We start from the raw sequence: 24,468 nt of genomic DNA, 5'->3' as shown, positions 1-24,468 counted from the left end.
CTTAGGCTTTGTTTTAAAAAAATAGTTTAATGAAGCAATTCTTTGTTGTTTTTGGTTTGTTGTGTACGTGAGGACTTACTTAAATTAGGGGGACATTTTGTGAATTTAGACACGCTGGAAAGCTTGTTGATTGTCATCGTTCAAACGGCTTGCATCTTTTGGGTGACTAGCTATTTGGATACGCATTTAAAAAATCGGTATTACGTCATTTTGTCGATCATTGGAATCATTTGCTATATGGCACTTTATTTTGTAATCAATGTTTTTGCAACTGCAGTTTTATGGGCTAGTTTATGTGCCGTAACTTATTACTTCCGGCGAAATATTTATATTGCGCTATTTATCCCTTCTGTCACATTCTGTTTATATATTTTTTCCGATTATATCATCAATTTCAGTTATACGATTCTTCACTTGGTTCTAAATATAAGATTAACTGTGATTTTAGGAACTCTTCTTTTTTTCTTCTTTGCATATATTTTCAAAACACGGTTATTAGAAAAGTGCTACAAAGATCTCTTGACGATGAAAATCAGCGGAGTCATTGCGACAGCGACGATTTGTGTCTATTTTAGTCTAGTCGTCATAGAAAGATTTCCTAATTTGCGCATTTATTTGATCGATGCACATGAGCTATTCATGATATTGTATGGGCTGTTGTCAGCAATCATTTGTTTTTCTTTTATTTTCATAAAAAGAACGGAATATGAAAATAGAGAACAAAAACGCCAAATGAGTTACTTGATCGAATACAGTGAACAAGCTGAAAAAAATTATCTAGAGATTCTAAAATTTAAACACGATTACAAAAACATTCTTATTTCATTAGAAGAGTATATCGAAACTGAAGATCTAGCAGGACTAAAGGATTATTTTAGAAATAGTATCAAGGCGACAGGTTCGATTTTTGATCAAGAAATTTTCAGGATGTCTTCGATTTCGAATATAAAAATCCGAGAAATCAAAAGTGTGATCATGAGCAAGTTATATATGGCACACCAGAAAGGGATACATGTGAGCATTTCTGTGCCTGAGGTGGTCAATCATGTGGAAGTGTCTACGATGGTACTCGTAAGAATGCTGGGGATCATTTTGGATAATGCAATTGAAGCCTCAGAAGAACTTGAACATCCAGAGATCGAACTAGCAATCGTGGCAGACCATAAAGACTGTACCTTTATGTTGATCAATAACTGTCCAAGTGATTTGCCTAAATTACATGATTTAAAGAAAGCAAGTTTTACAACAAAACCCGGTAATTCTGGGATAGGTTTGACAAATCTGGATGAGCTAGTCCAGTTGAATGCAAATGTGTTTTTAGATACAAAGATCCAAGATGATAAGTTTATACAAATCATAACTATATGTGAGGTAGAGGGGTAAGTATGTTAAAAATTTTTATTTGTGATGATGAAGAGATCCATCGTAACCGCATCACCAACATTATTAAAAATTACGTAATGATGATGGATTATGATGTTGAGTTCCAACTAGCTGCAGATAACCCGTATGATATTTTATCTTATGTATCAACTAACAAAACAGAGGGTATCTATTTTTTAGATATCGATTTAAATTCAGATATCAATGGCGTAGAACTAGGGAAGCAGATCCGACTGTATGATCCAACAGCCAAAATCATTTTTGTTACGACGTACACCGATTTTGTCTATCTTACTTTTCTTTATAAGGTAGAGGCGTTGGATTATATAATCAAAGATAATGAAGAACAATTGCAACAAAAAATCATCAGTTGTATTGATATTGCGATTGAACGATATATGAATACTGCGTTGTCTACTAGGGAACAGATCTGGCTAAAAAGCGGTGCCGTCGATGTAAAATTATATGTTGATGAAATTCTCTTTTTTAGTTCAAGTCCAACACCACATAAACTGATCGTACACTTGGACAATCGCATGATTGAGTATGCGGGGAAAATCAAAGAAATCGAAAAATTAAGTGATTCTTTGTGTCGTTGTCACCAATCGTTTGTCGTCAATTTGGCAAACATAGCAGAAATCAATAAGAAAGAGCGAAAAGTGATCATGACGAATGGGGAAGAATGTTTAGTCTCTACCAGGTATTTAAAAAAATTAGTCACTCGCTTTGAAAATGAGTTTTCGCCCAAAGCATAAATGCATCGATTTTTGCACTTTTGACAAAATTAGAAACACTTTTGATAAAATAATCTATAGATTAGTAAAATAGGTATAATAAACTGCGAAGGAGCGTGAAAGATGACTGAAGAGTACATTTCAATAGAGGAAAAATTATCAAAGAAAATAAGTGGACATTTCGCTTCACAATTAGGCCTTTCACCGATTGAACAAGCAAAGATGGAATATGGGTTATCGATCCTATTTGTTGATCTGTTCAAGATGATCGTGATGTATGGGATTGCGTTTCTCTTACACATTGTGGGAGCAGTGTTCATCACACACCTTGTATTCATCTCAGTTCGTTTGACAACGAAAGGATTTCATGCAAGTAATAGTGCAGTTTGTACAATACTTAGTGTGCTGTTCTTGGTTGTTTTGCCTTGGATCACCGCTTCGATTGGTTTTGAATTGACTCGTCCTTTGTTTGTTCTCGGAATTCTATTCGTTGGCTTAGGAATACTCGTAAAAGAGCGAACGATCAATCAAACAAAAGGACCTTTCCGATTAAGAAAAACGGTCTTTATCATTCTGTTCATCACAACGATCGGCGTGCTTTTACCTAGTGACAGTATTCGTACATATCTCTTGTTAGGTCTAGCAATTGCTACATTGTTGATGTTTATTAAAAATAAAGGGGTAGAGTAAATATGTTAACAAGTCTAAAAACAAAGAAATTACAAATGATGCAGGTTATCTCAACAATGGCGATTGCTATCGCAACTTATGCAATGGGAACGATCGGTGCGGATTGCACATTCGTTATCTACGAACCAAAAATGCCAGAAGCATTAAAAAATGAAATGAATAAATAAAAATAAAAAAGCAATTTAGAAAAAATCTAAATTGCTTTTTTTTTTGTAAATGTCAATTCATTTCTTTCGATAATTTTGTAGTAAGAGAACGAATAAAAAGAAAAATAATGATTCCCACAACGTAGTTGTCCAGCTAAATTCTTTTGACACCCCAAAAAATAGATTGCCAGCATTGGAAACAATCAAATAAATAATCGTTATTATAAATGCGTATATGGATTTTTTTAACATGTGACACCTCTTTCTAAGAATAATAGCTTAACTAAATCAAATTACTATTATTCTAACATTTTTCTTCAACTTATTATAAAATATTTCAATGATTTTTGAAAAGGGTATCATCCTTTATAATAAAAGATTAAAACATTTGGTTTGAAAGCGGGAAATTATCGGTTCTCGCTGTATTTTGTCATTTTTATTTTTTATTTTGTAATATAAATGAGCATTATCTTTGCAATTTTTAATCTTGAATACTATTCTTGTAGTATAGCCAGCAAGAAACAATAGAAGTTATATAATAATTGTTACTGTTATTTAAGATTTCTATACAGGGGAGAGTACCAAAGTTATTTTGAGTCTGCACTTTTTGGTAGCGCTTACTTAAAGTAGGTATTCCTATAGGTTCCTCAAGCGATATACTTGTTGGTCATGTGTTGAAAATAAAAAATAAGATACTTAGGAGGTGGAAAATGAATAAGGGGGTAAAGATCATCGGTGTAATTGTAAGCATAATTTTACTTTCAGTACTTTTGATCATCGCTCTAGTTAATGCACCATATGTCTTACCTGAACAATTGGAACGTTTTCGCTTTTTTACGATAACAAATTATTATATGCAACAATATATTTTCTGGGCTGCAGTCGTATTTGCAATTGTTGTCGTTCTCATCTTATTATTTGTTCTTTTCTATCCAAAATCGAAAGGAACCTTCGTATTAAAGCACAAAGATGGAAAATTGACGTTGGATAAAAAAGCCATTGAAGGACTGACTCGTTCGTATCTACACGAAGAAGAATTCATTCAATCACCAAAAGTCAAAGTACGATCAACAAAACAGAAAATCAATATTCATGTAAAAGGCGATCTAAAACGTACTTCTTCTCTTATTGGTAAAACAGAAATGTTGATGCAAGAAGTGAGAGAGCAAGTTGCCAATGTCCTTGGTTCAGAACAAGAGATCAAAGTAGCTGTCAATTATAGTAGTTATCAAGATGAAAAAGAACATGAAGACAACCAGCACTCACGAGTAGAATAGGAGGGCACACAAATGAAAGAATTCTTTTCACTATATAAGCTCCCTATTATCTTTGGGGGTCTTGGCTTACTATTAGCCGTTTTATGGTTAACAGTTGGATTTTTCAAAACTCTTTTAATATTGATCATGACCGCTATTGGTGTGGGTATTGGTTTTTATTTAAAAGAAACAAGATTATTAGATGAATATTTCAAATCATAGGAGGAATTTAATATGGAAAACAAAGATTTCAAAAACGTGAACACTACTACAGGTACAAATCCAGTTGCTGACACTGCAGCAAAAGGTGAATTGACTTATGAAGACAAAGTCATTCAAAAAATCATTGGTTACGCATTGAAAGATGTTGACGGTTTGTTGACTCTTGATGGTGGATTTTTCTCAAACATTGCTGAAAAATTAGTCAATACAGACAACGTGACTGCTGGAATCAATGCAGAAGTTGGTAAAAAACAAGTGGCTGTTGATTTAGATGTAGTTGTTGAATATGGCAAAGATATCGAAAACATTTATGATCAAATCAAAGAATTGATCAGCACAGAAGTGAATGAAATGACTCATCTTGATGTGATCGAAGTCAATGTAAATGTTGTTGACATCAAAACACAAGCAGAATACGAAAAAGATCAAGAAACAGTTCAAGATAAAGTAACTGATGCAGCAAAATCAACTGGTCAATTTGCTTCAAAACAAACTGACAAAGCAAAATCAGCTGTTGGCAAAGGTGCGCAAAAAGTAAAAGAAAACAATGAACCACGCGTACAATAAACTTAATTTTTTAGAATTTTAGGAGGAAATAATTATGGGATTTATTTGGTCATTAATCGTTGGTGGTATTATCGGAGCAATTGCAGGAGCAATCACAAATAAAGGTTCTTCAATGGGCATCATTGCGAATGTAATCGCAGGTCTAGTTGGATCAGCTATTGGTCAAGCACTTTTAGGTACTTGGGGTCCAGTGATCGGTGGAATGGCAATCGTACCATCACTTATCGGAGCAATCATTTTAGTATTGATCGTTTCATTCTTTGCACGTAAACTTTAAGCAAAGGGCGCTTACTCAGATTGAAAGATTTGAGATTAAGTAATAGATCGACTAAACATTCTAACCGACCACAAAGAGTAGTTTTTGTACTTACTCTTTGTGGTCGGTTTATTTGTACATATTTTCGAACATCCATTGTTTGTGTGTTTCAATCGATTGATTAACTTGAATCGCTGTGTTGCCCATAAAAATAATATGTAAACTATATTTTTTTGATATTAAAAAAATAACAAAATGTTTTATCCATAGCATTCTTTGAGGTTTAACTGTTAGACAACTGTTATTTCTTGTCTTAATGTTAAATGTTGCTATAGATAAAGCATTTTTTCTTTGTTATCCTTTTATTGAAATATTATATGAAGAGTTTTCATAAGTATCATTTTATAACATTGATTTCAATTTTTACCAAAAAACAATCATAAAAACAAGGAGTTGAGAATATTTTCAAGATATTTACATATAATATATGTAATCTAAATATTCGAACGTTAAGATGAAGATATAGAAAGAAAACAGCTGTCATAAAAATATATGGAAGAGTGGAGGGTCACTTATGATTGAGGTGATCGGATTACAAAAAACTTTTGATAATGGCTTTGAAGCATTGAAGCAAGTGGATTTTACGATAGAAAAAGGGGAACTTGTTTGTCTTTTAGGTCCTAGTGGTTGTGGTAAATCGACAATGTTGAACCTCATCGCAGGACTGTTACAACCGACAGATGGTGATATTCGTTTTAAGGGGGAATCGGTCATAAAAACGGAGCCCAAAGATCGAAATATCGGATTCGTATTTCAAAATTACGCATTGTATCCACATATGACTGTTTTAGAGAACATCATGTTTCCATTATTAGTTGGGGATAATAAAAAGAAAAAAGGTGATGCTAAAGCGATTGCTGAAAAATATATGGAATTAACCAATATCAAAGAGTTACAGAATAAGAAACCTGGAACTTTATCTGGTGGGCAACAACAACGAGTAGCTATCACGAGAGCGTTAGTACAAGAACCAGAAGTCCTATTATTGGATGAACCTTTAAGTAATCTGGATGCTCGATTACGCTTGAAGATCCGTGAAGAGATTCGCAGGTTAGTGAAAGAAGTGGGGATCACAACGATTTTTGTCACCCATGACCAAGAAGAAGCTTTATCGATCAGTGACAAAATCATCTTGTTAGAAGATGGCAAGATACAGCAAGAAGATGATCCTCAAAATCTCTATTTAGAGCCAGAAAATTTATTCGTTGCAAAGTTCATCGGTAATCCAATCATTAATTTTTTACCAATTGAAGTTGTCGATGATGGGATCAAACATGCGTCATTTGATTTACCACTCACTCATTTTATCGAAAAACGTTTCAAAAAATCGATCACAAATGGGAAATATTACTTAGGCATGCGTCCTGAAGATATTTTACCAAGCGATAGTGGTCCTTTAAAAGGGAAGATTCAAAGTGTTGAGTTGATTGGTCGTGAACGAATTTTACACTTTGAACTCGCAGGAGAGCGAGTAAAGTCAATCGTAGGGGTGGAAAATGAGATCACTGAAGGAACTACGGTTACGTTTGACTTAGCTTATCACAAAGTGTTCCTATTTAGCTTTGATGGAGAGAGGATCTATTGATGGGAAAGAAAAATTATAATTCTGAAAATCAATTAAAAGCTTGGTATTTTTTACTTCCAGCATTACTTGCAATTTTTGTATTCAATATTTATCCGCTTTTTCGGGCTTTTTTTATGAGCTTTCAAAAAGGGACATTGATCAATCCTCGATTTGCAGGAGTTGAGAATTATCAACGTTTGCTTAGTGATCCAGTATTTTTCCGCGCGTTGAAAAATACTGTGTTCTACAGTTTTACCGTCGTACCAATTGCTTTGATTCTTTCACTGGCGATTGCGTGGGTGATTTTTGAAAAAGTAAAGTACAAGTCATTTTTTGAAGCGATTTTTTTTATGCCTTATGTCACGAGTACAATTGCGATCGGTATTGTTTTTCGCTATTTTTTCAACGGATCATACGGGCTCATCAATTACTTACTTGAATTTTTTGGGCTCCCACGAGTGAATTGGTTAGATAGTGTATCAATGAGTATGCCGACTTTGATCCTCTTTGGCATTTGGACGAGTTTAGCTTTCAATATTATCATATTATTAGCGGGATTCCGTAACATCGAGAAAGAGCATTACAAAATCGCGAAGATGTTTGGCGCAAATGAATGGGAGATTTTTGTGAAGATCACTTTGCCACAATTACTTCCTACACTCACGTTCCTCTTAACAGTCAATTTGATTGGTGCGTTTAAAATCTATACGCAAGTTTACGCACTATTTGGTGGTCAAGCTGGGATTGCTAAAAGTGCGATGACCGCAGTATTTTACATTTATGATAAGTTCCATGTTGCAGGTAGACCAGGTCTAGCTATGGCAGCAACACTTGTTTTATTCTTGCTTATTCTAAGTATTACTTTTTTCCAACAGTTGATTTTGAAGAAGGTGGGGAGAAAAAGATGAAAAAAATCGTTACATTGCTCTCACTCTTATTTTTGACACTCCTAGGAATCATTACGGTGTTTCCATTTATCTATATGATACTTGGTGGATTGATGACATATCGGGAAGCGACAAGTATTCCACCAACTGTTATACCTGATTCCTTTCAATGGGTGAATTATTTCACAGTATTCGAAAAAGCGCCATTTATCCAATACTTCATCAACACTTTATTTGTATCGTTAGTGACCACATTGGCAACCGTTCTCACTTCACTGTTTGCAGCATTTGCCTTAGCAACTTTGGAATTTCGCTACAAGAAAGTAGTGATGGTAGGATTGATTTCTTTGTTGATGATTCCATACGAGTCGATCATATTTACGAATTATAATACAATCGCACGTTTAGGCTTATTGAACTCTTATACAGCTTTGATCTTGCCGTTTTTGACGAGTATTTTTTATATTTATTATTTGACTAATTACTTGAAAAGTATTTCGCGTTCCTTTTATCAAGCAGCTAAGATCGATGGAGCTTCTGATATGGAATATATCAAAAAGATCCTTATTCCGATGTCCAAGCCAGCACTGGTCACAGTAGGGATTTTGACTTTCATTTCGAGTTGGAACTCCTTTTTATGGCCGTTATTGGTCACAAATGACAAAAAATTTCGATTATTGAACAATGGCTTATCTGCATTTACGAGCGAAAGTGGCAGTGACGTTCACTTACAATTAGCAGCAGCTACTTTAACCGTATTACCAATCGTGCTTATTTACTTTATTTTTAGAAAAGAAATCATCCGAGGAGTGGCAAAAAATGGGATCAAAGGCTAATCAAAAAACCAGCATTACCTTTCACAGTGGGCTCTTGACGATTGGTGGGACAGTCATTGAAGTTGCTTACGGCGACGATAGAATCTTTTTTGACTTTGGAACAGAATATCACCCTGAAATCAACTTACCAAATGAAGAGCTATCGACTTTACTAGATGTGGGATTTATTCCAGCAATTGATATTTATGATCCGCGATTGACCACACGCAAGAGGGATTCTAAGTTTGTAAATACCGCCGTATTTTTATCACATGTTCACTTGGATCACACAAAAATGATCAATTATCTTGATCCAGAAATCCCATTGTATACATTAGAACCAACCAAAGTTTTATTGGAAAGCTTAAATCGTAACGGAACATTCTTGCTGTCTTCACCTTATATAGAAGGAAATACACGAACGATCAAAACGATTGCGCCTTGTCAGGATCTTCACACCGGCGAATTGATGATTCGTTTGTTTCCTGTAGATCATGATGCGTATGGTGCGGCAGCCTTTCTTATCGAGACACCAACTGCTTTGATTGCTTATTCTGGTGATCTTCGACTTCATGGATTTGATCGACATTTGACAGAGAATTTCTGTGAAGTGGCACAGAAGGTCGATGTATTGATGCTTGAAGGAGTCAGCATTAGTTTCCCGGAAAAAGAGAAGAAAAATGAGGCATCACCAGACAGTGAACGAGCGTTGACGGAGCAACTAGTGAAGATGATCCAAGAAAACGAGAATCGTCAATTGACTTTCAATTTTTATCCAGCCAATATCAAACGCTGGGAAGCTTTGATTGATGCTTCCCCACGACGAGTAGTTGTCGAAGCAGAAATGGCTTTACTCTTACAAAAAGTCGCAAAACGAGAAGTCCCTTATTACTACGCTGAGAAGAAAGAGCGGATCGGTACATTAGACCCCCGACTTGAGTATTCTTACGAAACTTTATTAGCAGATTCGACGGATTATTTCTGGCAATTTGTTGGTGAGGTTGATTCATTACAAAAAGGAGGTCTGTATATACACAGTGATGCCCAACCATTAGGCGAGTTTGATCCCCAGTACGCGATTTTTAGAGGAGCATTTGAAAAGCAACAAGTGGAGTTTAAGCAGTTATCATTATCAGGTCATGCAAAACCAGCGGATCTAGCTGAAATCATCGATCGGATAAAACCAGCTATGTTGGTTCCCATCCATACTTTAAAACCTGAGAGTATGCACAATCCATATGGAAGCAGAGTATTAGTAAAAAGAGGCGAAACCATTCAACTATAATCGGAGGAAAATGAAAAATGAAATGGACAACTATTAGTAAGTTTTTGGTAGCATCAGCAGCTGTAATGACTTTAGGCGCTTGCGGGAACACTGGCTCGAATGCCTCTTCATCTAGTGAAGAAATCGTCACTGAGCTAACAGAAGAGACGACGATCACTTTTTGGCACGCAATGAATGGTGCGCAAGAAACAGCGTTACAAAAAATGACCGATGATTTTGTCAAAGCAAACCCAACTATCAAAGTCGAATTACAAAATCAAGCCCAATATTCTGATCTACAAGCAAAGATCAATGCTACTCTTCCATCAGCAGGAGATCTTCCAACAATCACTCAGGCATATCCTGGTTGGTTATATAACGCGGCTCAAGATGAGATGCTCGTCGATCTACAACCTTTGATCGATAATGACACGATTGGATGGCAAGACCAAGAAGAGATTCGCACCTCTTTGATGGATGGCGCCAAGATCGATGATGTCCAGTATGGTATTCCTTTTAATAAATCGACTGAAATGCTCTTTTATAATAAAGATATGTTGGAAAAATATGATGTCCCTGTGCCCACGACATTAGATGAACTAAAAGAAGCATCAAAAACGATTTACGAAGCAACGAATGGCGAAGTGGTAGGAGCCGGATTCGATTCTTTGAACAACTATTATACGATCGGTATGGAAAACAAAGGAGTCGAATTTGACAAAGAGACAGATTTGACTAGTGACGAATCCAAAGAATTGATCAACTACTACGCGGAGGGTGTCAAAGATGGGTACTTCCGGATCGCAGGATCGGACAACTATTTATCTGGTCCGTTTGCCAATCAAAAGGTAGCAATGTTTATTGGTTCGATTGCAGGGGAAGGCTATGTAAAGAAAGATACGGAAGGTGTATTTACGTATGATGTTGCTCCACGTCCTGAAAAAATCAATTTACAACAAGGAACGGATCTTTATATGTTCAGTAGTGCCACACCAGAAGAACGGACAGCAGCATTTTTATATATGAAATTCTTATCAGAGCCAGAAAACCAGTTGTATTGGGCAACCATGACTGGCTATATGCCAACGATCGAATCAGTATTAGAAAGTGATGACTACAAAAATTCATCTGAAACAAAAGTACCACGACAGTTAGAGGGTGCAACTAAAGAATTGTTCTCGATTCCAGTAGTGGAGAATAGTGACAATGCGTTCAATGAAATGCGTACGATCATGGAAAATATATTAGCTAATACGAATCAAGATACAGATCAATTGATCTCAGATTCAGTACCCCAGTTAGAAGACGCTTGGAATCAATAAAAACGACTGAGAGGATGAGATAATGGAAGTGACAATCCTTGCAACAAGTGACATGCACGGTTACATTCTGCCGACGAATTATGCCAGTGACTTAGAACAACCATTTGGCGTGGCGAAAGTAGCCGGAAAACTGAAGGAATTAAGACAGGCAGTAAGCGGTCCGGTATTCATGATTGAGAACGGTGACTTTATCCAAGGTTCGCCACTTAGTTATTTTGTTGCAAAACAATCGGAGTATTCTGTCTCGACGTTAACGAAGCTTCTAAACAGCATGAACTATGATGTTGGTGTGTTAGGCAATCATGAATTCAATTATGGCTGGTCCTATTTGAATGAAGCAATCCAATCCTATGATTTCCCAATAGTCGTAGCCAATATGTTGAGGAAGAATCAACAGGAATCGGTTTTACCTCCGTATCAGATCATTGAGAAACAAGGGATCAAAGTGGCTGTTTTGGGACTCGTGACTCAGTATATCCCCAACTGGGAAAACCCTGGAACAATCAAGGATCTTCATTTTGTGTCGGCTGTTGAAACCGCCAAAAAATACGTACCTTTATTACGTGAGTTAGCAGACTTAGTCGTCGTCGCATACCATGGCGGTTTTGAAAGAGATTTAACAACAAACGAGCCGACTGAAGCATTGACCGGTGAAAATGAAGCCAGTCGGTTGTTACAAGAAGTGCCTGGGATCGATGCGTTAGTCACAGGGCATCAACATCGTGAGCTTGCTGAAATCGTCAATGGGGTACCTGTGATCCAGCCAGGGTATCGTGGGGCTTTTGTAGGAGCAATCCAACTAACTGTCAAAAAACAAGACAACAAGTTTGTCGTCTTGGATCACTCGTGTAAACTTTATCCAACGAAAGAGGCTTCTCCAGATCCTATAATCCTTAAACAAATTGAACCGGTTTCTAAAGCATTAGATATGTGGCTAGACCAACCAGTGGGAGAAGTGCTGGGCAATCTACGGATTGTTGATCCTATGGCAGCAAGAGTCAATGAGCATCCATATATTGAACTGATCAATCGAATACAGATGGATGCAACTGGAGCAGAGATTTCAGGAACAGCCTTATTCAATAATGAAGTGACGGGATTCCCACAATCTGTCAGCATGCGTCATATTCTTACGAATTATATTTACCCAAATACTCTGGCTGTTGTACGTGTGACTGGACAAGAACTGAAAGCAGCGCTCGAACAAACAGCTGGTTACTTAATGGCAACCGATGAAAGAATTACGTTTGACCCAAAGTATATCCAGCCCAAGCCTCAATATTATAACTATGATATGTATGAAGGTATAAATTACACGATTGATTTAAATCAACCAATCGGTCATCGTGTGACACGCTTTGAAAAAGCAGGAGAGCCAATTCCCTTAGATAAATCACTAGAAGTGGTGATCAATCAATATCGAGCAGTTGGTGGTGGGAATTATAAGATGTTTTCAGCGGAGAAGATCGTAAAAGAATGTCCAATCGACATGACCGAATTGATTGCCGACTATCTCAAACGAAAAAAAGTGATTGATGCAAAAGTGAATCATAATTTCAACGTGATCGGCAAATAAAAATATTAGCATGAAAATCTCCCTCGAATGCGTGTACATCGCATTTTAGGGAGATTTTTCAGCGCTTATATTTATTTTATGATTGAGTCAGTTGTGCCAATATCTTAGTATATCCCAGTTCTCTAGCATAATCTTCCGCAGTTTTTCCTTGATTGTCACGTAATGTTTTGTTTGCGCCATGATTCAACAGTTCTTTAACGATTTGTTGATAGATTTCAGACCCATCTCGTAAAGCAACTGCTTCAATCAACGCGGTATAACCATAATTATTTTGATGGTCGATGTCCACACGTGCGTCGGTTAATAGAAGTTTCACATTATCTAAATGGCCTTTTTCAGCTGCTGGAATCAAGGCATTACCGCCAAAACGATTGACAATTGCTTGATTTGGTTCACGATGTTCCAACATATAAGATAGAATCTCTGTTTTTCCTTGTGCGGCAGCGTAAAGGTAAGGGCTGTCTTGGATCGTATCCTGGATGTCGATCGACGCACCATGATCGATCAGAAGTTTGGCGATTTCAACAAAATCATGATGGGTGGCAATCAGTAAAGGTGTCTCACCTTTGTCATTTTGTTCATCGATTGAATACTCTGTTTTTAGAATATCCTCAACTTTCTTTCGATCGTTGTCTTCAACTGCGGCTAATAAACTGCCAGATGGGTAACTCATAAGCGATTCCTCCGTTTCTTCAATTAAATGATCGGTTTGTTCAGTGGTTGTTTGCTCGATAGTAGAAGTGGTCCTTTTCGTTTGATCAGGAACGGTCATCTGCTGTGGCTCTTCACAACTCGTTAATGAAAACAGTAAAACTGCAAAGGGTAAGATCAGCCAAGCGCTCATACATACACCCCCCTTTGTATCATCATATGATGAAGCAATTGATACCGCAAATGAATGAACTTACACCAGCAAAAGAGCAAGGGGATAGATGTTATTATAGCTAGAGTTATAGTTTTTTTTACAAATAAGAAATAACGAAAATTGAATCATTCAAACTTTGTTAATTTATAATAAAAAAATTAAGAATAGAAACAAGTAATATTTTTTTGGAATATCTATTACTAAAATACGTCCATAAAATCTTGTTTATACAACATTTTGTACGGTGTTTTAACATTTTTTTTGTAATTTATTATTACCTTGCTTGCGGTAATAACCGGTTAGATTTAATCATATCTGTCTGTTATTCTTAATTTAAGATAACAAAAGCAAATACATAATAGAATTTTTTTGAAAAATCTGGAGTTATCTATATTAATCGTTAATTATGGAGGGAAACATGAAAAAACAAATTTTAGGAACTATTTTATGCTCAAGTATTTTATTTGGAGCAAGCTTAGCAATTGGTGGGAATGAAGCATCTGCACATGGATATGTACAGTCTCCTATCAGTCGTGGGTATCAAGGACATTTAGACAGAAATTCAAACTGGACTGCTGCTTTTCAAAAATATGGGGCTGTTATCAACGAACCTCAATCTTTAGAAGCATTAAAAGGATACCCACAAGCTGGACCAGCCGATGGACAAATTGCATCAGCAGGTGGTTCGCTTGGTGATTTCAATCTTGATCAACAAACCTCAACTTTATGGACAAAACAAGGAATCAACCAAGGTGCGAATTTATTTACATGGCGCTATACTGTCGGACATGCGACGACAAAATGGCATTATTATATGACGAAAGCTGACTGGAACCCAAATGATAAATTGGAACGTTCTGATTTTGAATTGATCGGTACAATCAACCATAATGGAACACCAGCATCAACGACACCACACGCAATCAACGTCCCAAGTGATCGTTTAGGTTACCATGTGATTTTAGCTGTTTGGGATGTAGCGGACACAGCTAATGCATTCTATAACGTGATTGACGTGGATGTAAAAGGTGATTCAGCTATTCCTGTGAAACCTCAAGCTCCTAAAAATGTACGTGCTGAAAATGTGACTGCTTCTTCTGTAGAATTAGCATGGAATGGACAAGCAAATACTGTATCATATAACGTTTACCGTGACGGTGAATTAGTTGGCAATACAAATGATCCAGAATTTAAAGATGCAGGACTAAATGAAGAAACAACCTACAACTATGAGATCGAAGCAGTTAGCCAAACTGGATTGACATCTGACAAAACAACGATTTCAGTAACAACTAGAGCGACAACTGCGGAAGAAAAACCAACTGCTCCTAAAAACTTACATTCAATGGGTGAAACGACTTCAAGCGTATCATTGATGTGGGGAGCTTCAACACATACACAAGGAATCAAACAATATGATATTTATCGTAATGGTCAGTTAGTGGCTTCAACACCATCTACGAGTTACACAGATGAGAACTTAGCTTCTGGTACAACCTATTCATACGTGGTACGTGCAATCAGTACTACAGACGAAGTTTCAGACGCAAGTAACACTCTATTAGTGACAACGAAACAAGATGAAACAATCGAAGGTGTCCGTGAATGGAGATTAGGTTCTATGTCTTCACCGGAACTTTATACTGCAAACGAAGAAGTAAGCTTCCAAGGACGAGTATACACAACCCTTGTAACACATTTTAACTTTGGTGATGTAACATGGTCTCCAAATCAAGCGCCGACATTATTCCGCTTGAAATAATCAAATTCACACTCAGTGCATCTAAATGCACTGGGTGTTTTTGTATCAAAAAAGATAGTAGTAAGAACGTTTAGTTGACAATGCTTTAGATTGTTCGATACCATGATTATCATCAGAAATGGTCATTCAACCAGAAAGTAGGAAAAGAAATGTTCAAACGAGTACCTTCAGACTTAACAGAAAGAGAAAATTATAAACTATTGATCGGTTCAGTTATCCCTCGTCCGGTGGCAGTGGTTGCAACAAGATCTTTACAAGGAGTGACCAATGTTGCACCATTTAGTTACTTCAATATTGTTAGTTCAAATCCACCGATTCTTTCTTTAGCTATCCAAAGAAAAAATGGGGAGTGGAAAGATACGGCAAAACATCTTATCGATACAAAAGAAGCAGTGATCCATGTTCTAGACGAAAGAATTCTGATAGATGCTAATCAGACAGCTGCTAGCTTATCGAGCGAAGAAAGTGAATTGACGTTGACTTCTTTCACTACTTCCGAATCAGATACTATCAGCGTCCCAAGGATCAATGAAGCAAGTATTGCCTTTGAAACGACACTATACCAACACGTGCCGATCAAAAAAAAACAAGAAACGACCGCTGATTTATTTTTACTGCAAATTTCTACTTATCAAATAAGTGAAGCTGTTTATGATGAACAAACAGGCTATATTGATCCGAAACAGTTACAACCAATCAGCCGCTTAGCAGGAAACGACTACGGCAAGTTAGGTGAGATCATTCGCTTGTTACGTCCGGAATAAATGTACGTCGATAACGCAGTTTTTTCTAACGAAAAAATATTTATAGATCAAATGATATTCTCATATTTATTAAATAAAGTTTAATTTAGTTATTTTATTCTTTATTTTATTGATTATCGATGCGAAGAGGAATATGATAAATTTTGTGAAAATCAAATAAGTACTAACCTTGTTAGGTGAGGCTCCTATACAAACATAGGCTATTGCCCAGAAACGTCGAAAGACGCCAATGGGTCAAACAGGAATTGTCGGATTAAGGCTTTTTCCAATAGCTAAGAATACGTTCTTTACGTTGTATAGTGCTAAAACTCGGACGATGAGATGATGCTAGGTCAGAAATCTTGTTCGAAAAGGTTTCTGACCTTTTCTTATGCTTTCCTTCCCTTTTTTGCTCGCCTTGCCTAACTTGTGTCTGGAGAAGAAAGGGGATGCGCTGGAACAAGCTATTTGATTTTATCAACAGAGGTATTCATATCACTACAAAGAATGCTGCACGAAATAAACCAGATAGACAAACAAAAAAGGTCGACGAGTTGCAGCTCAATCGACCTAAAGACATGAAAGAGAATAAACTCTTTACTTGACTCATCATAATAGACAAAGCTACTCGTTTCAAGTAGAAGAGTTTGAAAGGAAGGGTCAACTGAATGAAACCATTTCAAAAAATCGTATTAAGTATCTTGTTAGTACTTGCAATGGTCATTGGCTTTTTTTCTTTTGAATTTATTCAAGGGTTCTCATCAGTGAAACAATCTGCAACAGTTGAGAAAGTCAATGCACAAGATGTCCCATCGATCATCAATGTGGCATTGATAGGTTCTGATGCACGATCAAAAGAAGAAAATGGCCGTTCAGATTCTTTGATGGTCGCCCAATATGATCAAAAGACCAAACAAGCCAAATTGATTTCTATCATGAGAGATTCTTACGTCTCTATTCCTGGTTATGGAATGAATAAGATCAACGCTGCCTATTCTTATGGTGGTATCGACTTATTGAACCAAACCTTACAAGAAAATTTCAAGTTGGAGACCCCTTATTATGCAAGTATTACGTTTCAAGATTTTATTGATTGTATCGATGAATTATTTCCAGATGGCGTAACGATCGATGCAGAAAAAGATTTAGATTTAGATGGGGTAGCTATCAAAAAAGGAAAGCAAACGATGGACGGAAATACCTTGCTACAATATGCTCGTTTTCGTGAAGATGAAGAAGGTGATTTTGGACGTATCCGTAGACAACAACAAGTTGTTGAAGCGGTAGCCAGTCAATTGAAAGATGTCACATCGATCATCAAATTACCTAAGGCGATTGGTAAACTTTTAGGTAGTATCCAAACAAATCTACCGGAAAGTGTTCTGTTAGATTGTGGGTTAGATTTCCTAAATGACGAGAAGAAAATCGATACACTATCCGTGCCCGTTGATAAAAGTTGGGACTTCAATGATAATACACCAGCTGGTAGTGTCTTGGAAATCGACTTAACTAAAAATCAACAAGCGATACACGAGTTTTTAGATAAATAACTAAATGACTATATTGATAGAGATCGAGGCATAAGTGTTTAGCCTCAATAAATAAGGCACCATCCACGAAAATTGTTCCTCAAATTTTTATGGATGGTGCCTTATTTCCTATGAAGTTACATCTGTCCCCACCGTTTATTCGATTTTTGCAAATGCGAGAGGGCAAATGTCACACTCACTATTTTTGATTAAAATAAAGTTAATATAAGAACAGTACTGATTAAGAATCATTTGGGCTGCTATTCTATTTCCCCTTCCATGTGTTAGAATATCTTTGATTCATACTTTTAATAAAGAGAGGTATTCAAAACATGAAGAGGAGTGACAGACAAAAGAAAAAATCGACTGGCATCTATATTGGAGCGGGAATCGTCGTCTTGCTTGCAGCAGCTGGTGGTGGCTTCTTTTATTATCAACACGTCCAGGAACAACAAGCGGTAAAAGCTGGAGAAAAAACGATTGAAGGATTTATCGACTCTCTGAACCAGGAAAATTATGAAGAAGCGGTGAAATCACTTCAAGTAGAAAACGGTAGTGATCTTACTGAACAAGATATTTTAGAGAAATATCAAAATATTTATGGTGCAGCAGAAATCAGAGGGATCAAACTCTCAGATTTATCCGTGACGAAAAAAGAGAATGATACGTATGAATTTACGTATAAAGCTAAAATGAATACGACGCTAGGTGAATTGAAAGACTTAGCATACGAAGGAACCTTGTCGCAAGAAGGAGATCAAACCAAAATCAATTGGCAACCTAATTTGATTTTTCCGCAAATGGAAGGGCAAGATAAAGTCAGCTTAAGCACAGACATAGCGGCTCGTGGTGAAATCTTGGACCGCAATAAACAGCCCTTAGCCACGACCGGAAAATTAAAACAATTAGGTGTCGTACCTGCAAAATTAGGTGAGGGTGAGGAAAAAACAACAAATATCAAAGCAATCGCTGAAGCCTTCGATTTGACTGAAGACAGTATTGAACAGGCGATTTCTCAAGCTTGGGTCCAACCCGATTACTTTGTTCCTTTAAAGATCATTGAAGGGGAAACACCAGAACTTCCAAGTGGAGCAACGATCCAAGAAGTTGACGGTCGTTATTATCCGTTAGGGGAAGCCGCTGCCCAATTGATTGGTTACGTAGGAGATATCACCGCAGAAGATATTGAAAAAAATCCTGAGTTGAGTAGCACAGGAAAAATCGGGCGTTCGGGCTTAGAGATGGCTTATGACAAAGAATTAAGAGGAACGAACGGTGGGAAATTAAGTGTCACAGATGAAGAAGGAAATGAAAAAGCTGTCTTGCTTCAACATGAAGTGAAAAATGGTCAGGATATCCAGTTGACGATCGATGCCAATGCGCAAAAAACGGCATTCGACAGTCTAGATGGAAAACCAGGTTCTACTGTGGCGACAGCCCCTAAAACTGGAGATTTGTTGGCACTTGTCAGTTCACCTAGCTATGATCCAAATAAAATGACGAATGGTATTTCACAGGACGATTACAAAGCTTATGAAGAAGATCCCAATCGTCCGTTTATTAGCCGTTTTGCAACAGGTTATGCTCCGGGTTCAACATTTAAAATGATCACCGCAGCCATCGGCTTAGATAATGGGACATTGAATCCAGATGAAGTCTTAACGATCAATGGATTGAAGTGGCAAAAAGATAGCTCTTGGGGTTCTTACCAAGTGACACGTGTCAGTGATGTACCACAAGTCAACTTGAAAAATGCTTTAGTTTATTCTGATAATATCTATATGGCACAAGAAACATTGAAAATGGGGGAAGAAGCCTTTAGAAAAGGACTAAATCAATTCATTTTCGGTGAAGAGCTAGATTTACCGATCCAAATGGATCCTGCGCAAATCTCAAATGAAGACTCATTCAATTCGGAGATTCTGTTGGCAGATACTGGCTATGGTCAGGGACAATTGTTGATCAACCCGATCCAACAAGCTGCGATGTATAGTGTTTTTGCAAATAATGGCAGTTTAGTTTATCCACGATTAGTCATGGATCAGGAAACAAAAGATAAGAAAAATGTAATCAGAGAATCGAGTGTCCAAACGATTTTGCCAGATCTAATCGATGTCGTCCAAGACCCTAATGGAACTGCACACTCTTTAGCTGCTCTAGGCATTCCGCTTGCCGCAAAAACAGGAACAGCTGAAATCAAAGAAAAGCAGGATGAAAAAGGACAAGAAAACAGTTTCCTGTATGCGATCAATCCTGAAACAAATGGCTACTTAGTGATCAGCATGTTAGAAAACAGAGAAGAAGGCGATTCTGCTACTAATCGAGCGCCTGCTTTATTGCAGTATTTGAATCAAACTTACCAATAAATACAGAGGTTGAAATCGGATACAAAATAATTAGTTTTTTCTCTCTTGCAGTGATACACTAGTCTATATAAACGAGTGTAAATAACAAGAGGAGGAGATAAGATGACTGATGTTCCAAAAGCAGTGAAAGCGGAAATGGCAGCAAGCATGTTGAAGATTAAATTTGATAATGGGGAAACGAGATATTTAAAATCACATTTAGCAAAAGAACATGCAAAAGCTTTTTCGATGAAAAATGGCAAAAGAAAGAATAGTTTATTGGCTTCACAAACAACCTGGGTAGGATCGACTATTGAAATTCAACCAGATGGCACTCTTGTTCTGAATGAAAATGATTATTACTCGCCAGAAGAGTTATGGAACGAGAGCAAAGAGCATATTATTTGATCAAAAATAGAGCCTTTCTATTAGATTCGAGAAATCTAGTAGAAAGGCTCTATTTATCTGAGAACGAATCACCCATGATACACTTTTCTTGTAAAATATTTAAGAATCAATGGAGAGATCAAGGTACTTAATAAGATCACGATCACAAGTGGAGAATAATATTTTGCTTCAATCAATTGACTTTGTTGTCCAATTTGCAAGATGATCAGCGCCATTTCACCACGTGAGATCATACCAGCTCCTACCATAAAGGCACTATTCGTTGAAAAGCCGGCTACTTTTGCACCTAGATAACCACCACCAAGTTTAGTCAAGACTGCAACAGTTGTTAGGATCAAGATAAAAATCAATTGTTCTCCAAAGTTAGAGAAATCGACTTCTAGTCCAACACTGACAAAAAAGACTGGGATAAATACGGCATAACCTAATGCCTCGACATTATGATACACTTCTTCTTTGACCGATGTTTGACTTACCGCGATCCCTGCAAAAAATGCACCAATGACTGAACTTAGTCCAATCAAATCAGCAATGTAGGACATACCTAGACATAAAACCAATGAAACAATGATGATTGCAGAGTTAGCATAGATTTTTCCAGCTAGTGACATCAAAAATGGGGCAATCCATTTGACTAATAAAAATATAAAAATAAAGTAAATCACTTGCTCCAATAAAAGAAGCGGTAAAGGGAGACTGCTGCCAGATTCTCCCGTCAAAAATGATAAGCTGAAACTTAACACCAATACGACAAGAATGTCATCAACTACTGAAGCGCCTAAGATAGTCGAACCTTCTTTTGTATTGACTACATGAAGTTCTTTCAATACCTCAACAGAGATACTTACAGAAGTTGCTGCGAGGATGATTCCAAAGAAGATAGCTTCATTCCTAGTCACTTGGAAAATTTCACCTGTCAACCAACCAAATAATACGGGGAGTATGATCCCTAATAAAGCAACGAACATTCCTGGACGAAAGTATTTTTTCAAAAGAGAAAGATCGCTTTCCAGTCCAGCTAAAAACATCAATAAAATGACACCAATTTCTGAAAAATCGTGGACGAGAATATTAGGATGCACCCATCCCAGGCCGGCACCACCAAGCAAGACGCCAACGAGTAGTTGACCGATCACCGCAGGTACACCAAACCTCCTTGAAAGGTGAGAGCCAATGGTTGTCGCTAGCAAGATCAAACAGAGAATACCTATAAATTCCATTCTTTTCATCCTTCCTTTCTCAAAAAAGAATTTATTTTATTCGTGTCAAATGACCTCCTAAACAGGATAACATAAATAACGTTATTTATGTAGTATCGTCCATTGTGTGGATTTATGAAAACGTACAACAAAAAAGGCCAGGCAATTAAGCCCAACCTCGAATTTAAATAACTAATCAATTAACATACATATTTCTTACTTTAAAGTAGTTGATGATTTCAGAAATCCCCATAAAGATCAAGATACCGCCAAAGATTTGGAAAAGCACCATTAAGCTTTGGAATGGATTAAATAGTAAAATCAATCCGCCAATCAGTAAAATCACGCTGTATAATGACCATCCTTTTGATTTTGTATTCAAACTGATGAACAATTGAAATGCGCCATTTGCTAAAATCATCAAGCCTAAAAGAATTGGCAAGATCGAAACGATTGCTGAAGCAAATAAGAACACGATCAGTCCGAAAATCAGAAAAGCAATTGCACTGAAAAGTCCAAATCCCCAAACACCTGTTTTTTGCTTGTTTTTATAGGCTTCAAATAAATTGATCAGTCCTAATAAAACAAAATAAGCTGTGATAAGATAGCCGACAAAATTAAATACGGCAGTTGGGTTGATGACTATGGCGATACCAGCAATGATATAAATAGCTGCTCGTAAAATAGCATGTCTTTGAAAATTACTTCGAATAAGTTCATACATTATTATAACCTCCTTTTTTTTATTTTAACGGTTATTGATGTATAAACCAACTAATAACTAGTAATCCCATTATTTTCTAAGGATTTTTTCCATTTTCTTTCCTTTGGCTAACTCATCGATCAACTTATCCAAATAACGAATTTCTTGCATCAATGGCTCTTCAATATTTTCTACTCTAACACCACAAATGACGCCAGTGATCAATTTTCGGTCAGGATTCAATCTCGGTGCCTCAGCAAAGAAAGTTTTGAAGTCCTTTTCCAGTTTGATCTGTTCTTCTAATTTAGTTTGTTCATAGCCGGTCAACCAATAAATGATTTGGTTAACTTCCTCTTTTGTACGATTTTTTCGTTCTGCTTTTTTTAGATAAAGAGGATAGACAGAAGAAAAAGGCATAGTAAAAATTCGATGTTCAGTCATAAAGAAGCTCCTTTTTTCATTATTATATAATGAACTGTTCAAAAAGAATAGCTATAGTGTCAAGTCTCATGAAAGTTCAGTGAACAAGGGGATAGATAGTAAGAATGCTACATGATACTAATTGTATCTGTGAAGATCAATCAAAATCAGCGTAGTCACGTTCTTGTTTGATCTCAAAAATAAAGGTAGCTAACTGAGCAATCATCTTTTTCCAATCATCTGGACGAACGATGCCGTTTAACAAATAAATCTTTTTGATACTCTCAGGTAGCTGGTTTAGCGGGCAATCACTAATGACGATATCGCATTGTTCCATATAGTAACGTTGGATGACGATTGCCTCTTTTGAAAAAATTTGTTCGATTTTAACAATTAAATCTTTACTGATATAAAAGTCTTTCGTATGATTCACACCGATGATGATCGGTGGTTGCTTTTTGAAACGGTCGTAGAAATGGAGTAATTCTTCGATTACCCATGAAATATTTTCTTTTTCTAGAAAATCTGGTAAGTAATGCCAATTTTCTTGCCGGAAATTCTCATAAAATTCAGCTACGCCTGTTTTTAAGTGTTCATAGTTTTTCTGATCTTTATAAAGTAAGAAAGTCGGTAAAGGCGTATTTGGCTGTTCGCTATCCAAAAAGGTATTGTGAAGTTTATTGATCGTAAAGGACAGTGCATATAACTTTTTTTGTTTTTCAGGTAGCTCTAAAGCGAAACGCTGACTGAATGCTTCAACTAATTTCTTGGAATAAATCAAATAAGGAAAATCGATCGCTAACAGTCTTTGATAGTGCGTCAAACTTTGCTCTTCACTATCCAATTGAGAAATCGTTAGGCGTGCTAATAAATTGAGTATGATTCTTTGTTCCCGACAAATCGGTAAATCAGGATTTAAAATATCCACATCAGGTTCAATCAAAAGATCAATATACTTAAACTGACTTAATTCTTTTTGAACATTTTCTAAAGAAGTCATAGGAAAATTGTCCTGGCAAAGTTTTAAGAGAAGATACAACTTATCCAAGACGCCACCATTCATCCCATCCAATAACTCTTTCTTGAAGAAGACATGGAGTGTGTAATCGATTTTTTTTGGCTCTTCCTTGTGATAGGGAAGGGACGTATTAGCAAAAATAGTCCAATAAACATCTAGAAAACAATATTGGATTTGAACTTCACTACCAGTGATTATTTTTTTTCCTTTACTTGAAAACTTGAAGGAGATTCCATATAAAGCTAAAAATTGGTTGATTGCTTTCATTTTAGAATAGAGATATGAAGGACTGTAATTTGTCATTTGGCTGATCGTGACCATTGAGTTGACTTTTTGTCGAAGTAAGGCAGCGATGATTTGAAAATTAGTTGATTCAAAACAATATTTACCAAATAATTCATAATAACACTTCGCAACGTCAGCATCGTTCAAAGAAATTTTGACAAACTTTTTGTTTTTCACTACTTCAAGATTATTTATGCCCAAAGCATGGAAGTCCTGTTCGATTTCATGAAGATATAAAAGAAAATTTGAATCAGACATCTTAAAATGGTCCGCTAGATAGTGCGTGGTGATAAAGAACTGATGCTCTGTTAAAAAAAGAAAAATCTCAAGCTTTGTTACATTTTTCTTCTTTAATAAAAACTTTTTGATTGCTTCTTGTGTTTGCATTGAAATTCCTCCGGTTGAAAATTTTACTGAAAATTTCTTTATTTTCAACAAAAAAACAGTAA

General features: G+C 36.5%; 25 protein-coding genes and 1 riboswitch. Of the genes, 20 read left to right on the top strand and 5 right to left on the bottom strand.

The window, feature by feature from the left end; all coding sequences use genetic code 11:
- Positions 1–99 precede the first annotated feature (99 nt).
- From IGK77_RS07865 to IGK77_RS07800, 14 genes are all read left to right on the top strand, one after another.
- Entirely contained in the window at positions 100–1,383 is a 1,284-nt protein-coding gene (locus IGK77_RS07865; RefSeq protein WP_071867430.1) for a GHKL domain-containing protein, read from the top strand.
- A gap of 2 nt (positions 1,384–1,385) precedes the next feature.
- Positions 1,386–2,138 carry a LytR/AlgR family response regulator transcription factor gene (locus IGK77_RS07860; protein WP_071867429.1) on the top strand — a complete coding sequence of 251 codons (753 nt, stop codon included), beginning with the start codon at positions 1,386–1,388 and terminating at the stop codon, positions 2,136–2,138.
- Between the two features lie 102 nt (positions 2,139–2,240).
- Positions 2,241–2,807: an accessory gene regulator B family protein gene (locus tag IGK77_RS07855; protein WP_071867428.1), complete on the top strand. Its 567-nt coding sequence runs from the start codon at positions 2,241–2,243 to the stop codon at positions 2,805–2,807.
- 2 nt (positions 2,808–2,809) lie between these two features.
- The gene (locus IGK77_RS07850; RefSeq protein WP_010735382.1) at positions 2,810–2,974 is read left to right on the top strand and encodes a cyclic lactone autoinducer peptide; all 165 of its coding nucleotides are present in this window, start codon (positions 2,810–2,812) and stop codon (positions 2,972–2,974) included.
- A 689-nt stretch (positions 2,975–3,663) separates the two neighbouring features.
- Positions 3,664–4,230: an alkaline shock response membrane anchor protein AmaP gene (gene amaP / locus IGK77_RS07845; RefSeq protein ID WP_071867427.1), complete on the top strand. Its 567-nt coding sequence runs from the start codon at positions 3,664–3,666 to the stop codon at positions 4,228–4,230.
- 12 nt (positions 4,231–4,242) lie between these two features.
- Positions 4,243–4,431: a DUF2273 domain-containing protein gene (locus IGK77_RS07840; protein WP_065096371.1), complete on the top strand. Its 189-nt coding sequence runs from the start codon at positions 4,243–4,245 to the stop codon at positions 4,429–4,431.
- 12 nt (positions 4,432–4,443) lie between these two features.
- Positions 4,444–4,998, top strand: coding sequence for an Asp23/Gls24 family envelope stress response protein (locus tag IGK77_RS07835; protein WP_019724584.1), 555 nt, complete (start codon positions 4,444–4,446; stop codon positions 4,996–4,998).
- Positions 4,999–5,032: 34 nt separating this feature from the next.
- On the top strand, positions 5,033–5,275 hold the full coding sequence (locus tag IGK77_RS07830) for a GlsB/YeaQ/YmgE family stress response membrane protein (RefSeq protein WP_010735387.1): 243 nt from the start codon (positions 5,033–5,035) through the stop codon (positions 5,273–5,275).
- A gap of 553 nt (positions 5,276–5,828) precedes the next feature.
- A complete protein-coding gene (locus IGK77_RS07825; RefSeq protein WP_074799084.1) occupies positions 5,829–6,899 on the top strand; it encodes an ABC transporter ATP-binding protein in 1,071 nt (356 codons plus the stop codon).
- Complete coding sequence (locus IGK77_RS07820) at positions 6,899–7,786, top strand: carbohydrate ABC transporter permease (protein WP_074799083.1); 888 nt, start codon at positions 6,899–6,901, stop codon at positions 7,784–7,786. The genes IGK77_RS07825 and IGK77_RS07820 overlap by 1 nt, the downstream gene beginning before the upstream one ends.
- On the top strand, positions 7,783–8,601 hold the full coding sequence (locus tag IGK77_RS07815) for a carbohydrate ABC transporter permease (protein ID WP_074799081.1): 819 nt from the start codon (positions 7,783–7,785) through the stop codon (positions 8,599–8,601). The genes IGK77_RS07820 and IGK77_RS07815 overlap by 4 nt, the downstream gene beginning before the upstream one ends.
- Positions 8,585–9,865 (top strand): MBL fold metallo-hydrolase, encoded by a 1,281-nt coding sequence (locus IGK77_RS07810; protein ID WP_074799078.1) that lies wholly within the window; start codon positions 8,585–8,587, stop codon positions 9,863–9,865. The genes IGK77_RS07815 and IGK77_RS07810 overlap by 17 nt, the downstream gene beginning before the upstream one ends.
- A gap of 17 nt (positions 9,866–9,882) precedes the next feature.
- On the top strand, positions 9,883–11,166 hold the full coding sequence (locus IGK77_RS07805; RefSeq protein ID WP_086334703.1) for an extracellular solute-binding protein: 1,284 nt from the start codon (positions 9,883–9,885) through the stop codon (positions 11,164–11,166).
- Positions 11,167–11,188: 22 nt separating this feature from the next.
- On the top strand, positions 11,189–12,742 hold the full coding sequence (locus tag IGK77_RS07800) for a bifunctional metallophosphatase/5'-nucleotidase (protein ID WP_074799074.1): 1,554 nt from the start codon (positions 11,189–11,191) through the stop codon (positions 12,740–12,742).
- 76 nt (positions 12,743–12,818) lie between these two features.
- Here the strand turns inward: IGK77_RS07800 and IGK77_RS07795 are convergent, their stop codons facing one another.
- Positions 12,819–13,586, bottom strand: a complete 768-nt coding sequence (locus IGK77_RS07795) for an ankyrin repeat domain-containing protein (RefSeq protein WP_074799072.1) — start codon at positions 13,584–13,586, stop codon at positions 12,819–12,821.
- A gap of 439 nt (positions 13,587–14,025) precedes the next feature.
- Between IGK77_RS07795 and IGK77_RS07790 the strand changes: the two genes are divergently transcribed.
- The 6 genes from IGK77_RS07790 (at position 14,026) to IGK77_RS07765 (ending at position 20,394) form a co-directional block, all read left to right on the top strand.
- Positions 14,026–15,369 (top strand): lytic polysaccharide monooxygenase, encoded by a 1,344-nt coding sequence (locus IGK77_RS07790; RefSeq protein WP_074799070.1) that lies wholly within the window; start codon positions 14,026–14,028, stop codon positions 15,367–15,369.
- A gap of 149 nt (positions 15,370–15,518) precedes the next feature.
- Positions 15,519–16,133: a flavin reductase family protein gene (locus IGK77_RS07785; RefSeq protein ID WP_074799068.1), complete on the top strand. Its 615-nt coding sequence runs from the start codon at positions 15,519–15,521 to the stop codon at positions 16,131–16,133.
- 161 nt (positions 16,134–16,294) lie between these two features.
- A riboswitch (M-box (ykoK) riboswitch) is annotated at positions 16,295–16,461 on the top strand.
- Between the two features lie 100 nt (positions 16,462–16,561).
- Positions 16,562–16,717 (top strand): hypothetical protein, encoded by a 156-nt coding sequence (locus IGK77_RS07780; RefSeq protein WP_157811373.1) that lies wholly within the window; start codon positions 16,562–16,564, stop codon positions 16,715–16,717.
- 63 nt (positions 16,718–16,780) lie between these two features.
- Positions 16,781–17,662, top strand: coding sequence for an LCP family protein (locus IGK77_RS07775; RefSeq protein WP_071867417.1), 882 nt, complete (start codon positions 16,781–16,783; stop codon positions 17,660–17,662).
- Between the two features lie 311 nt (positions 17,663–17,973).
- Positions 17,974–20,007 (top strand): penicillin-binding protein PBP4(5), encoded by a 2,034-nt coding sequence (pbp4, locus tag IGK77_RS07770; protein WP_074799066.1) that lies wholly within the window; start codon positions 17,974–17,976, stop codon positions 20,005–20,007.
- Between the two features lie 102 nt (positions 20,008–20,109).
- The gene (locus IGK77_RS07765; protein ID WP_074799064.1) at positions 20,110–20,394 is read left to right on the top strand and encodes a hypothetical protein; all 285 of its coding nucleotides are present in this window, start codon (positions 20,110–20,112) and stop codon (positions 20,392–20,394) included.
- 68 nt (positions 20,395–20,462) lie between these two features.
- On the opposite strand, the gene IGK77_RS07760 is transcribed toward IGK77_RS07765, so the two are convergent.
- The 4 genes from IGK77_RS07760 to IGK77_RS07745 form a co-directional block, all read right to left on the bottom strand.
- Positions 20,463–21,614 carry a cation:proton antiporter gene (locus IGK77_RS07760; RefSeq protein ID WP_010735399.1) on the bottom strand — a complete coding sequence of 384 codons (1,152 nt, stop codon included), beginning with the start codon at positions 21,612–21,614 and terminating at the stop codon, positions 20,463–20,465.
- Positions 21,615–21,789: 175 nt separating this feature from the next.
- The gene (locus IGK77_RS07755) at positions 21,790–22,317 is read right to left on the bottom strand and encodes a DUF308 domain-containing protein (RefSeq protein ID WP_074799062.1); all 528 of its coding nucleotides are present in this window, start codon (positions 22,315–22,317) and stop codon (positions 21,790–21,792) included.
- A gap of 69 nt (positions 22,318–22,386) precedes the next feature.
- A complete protein-coding gene (locus tag IGK77_RS07750) occupies positions 22,387–22,737 on the bottom strand; it encodes a DUF2200 domain-containing protein (RefSeq protein ID WP_071867413.1) in 351 nt (116 codons plus the stop codon).
- 136 nt (positions 22,738–22,873) lie between these two features.
- On the bottom strand, positions 22,874–24,406 hold the full coding sequence (locus IGK77_RS07745) for a helix-turn-helix domain-containing protein (protein WP_074799059.1): 1,533 nt from the start codon (positions 24,404–24,406) through the stop codon (positions 22,874–22,876).
- Between the last annotated feature and the right edge of the window lie 62 nt (positions 24,407–24,468).

The sequence above is a fragment of the Enterococcus sp. DIV0806c genome, assembly GCF_051710905.1.
In the GTDB taxonomy this organism is placed as follows: domain Bacteria; phylum Bacillota; class Bacilli; order Lactobacillales; family Enterococcaceae; genus Enterococcus_B; species Enterococcus_B mundtii.
This window is presented reverse-complemented; position numbering and strand designations above follow the sequence as displayed.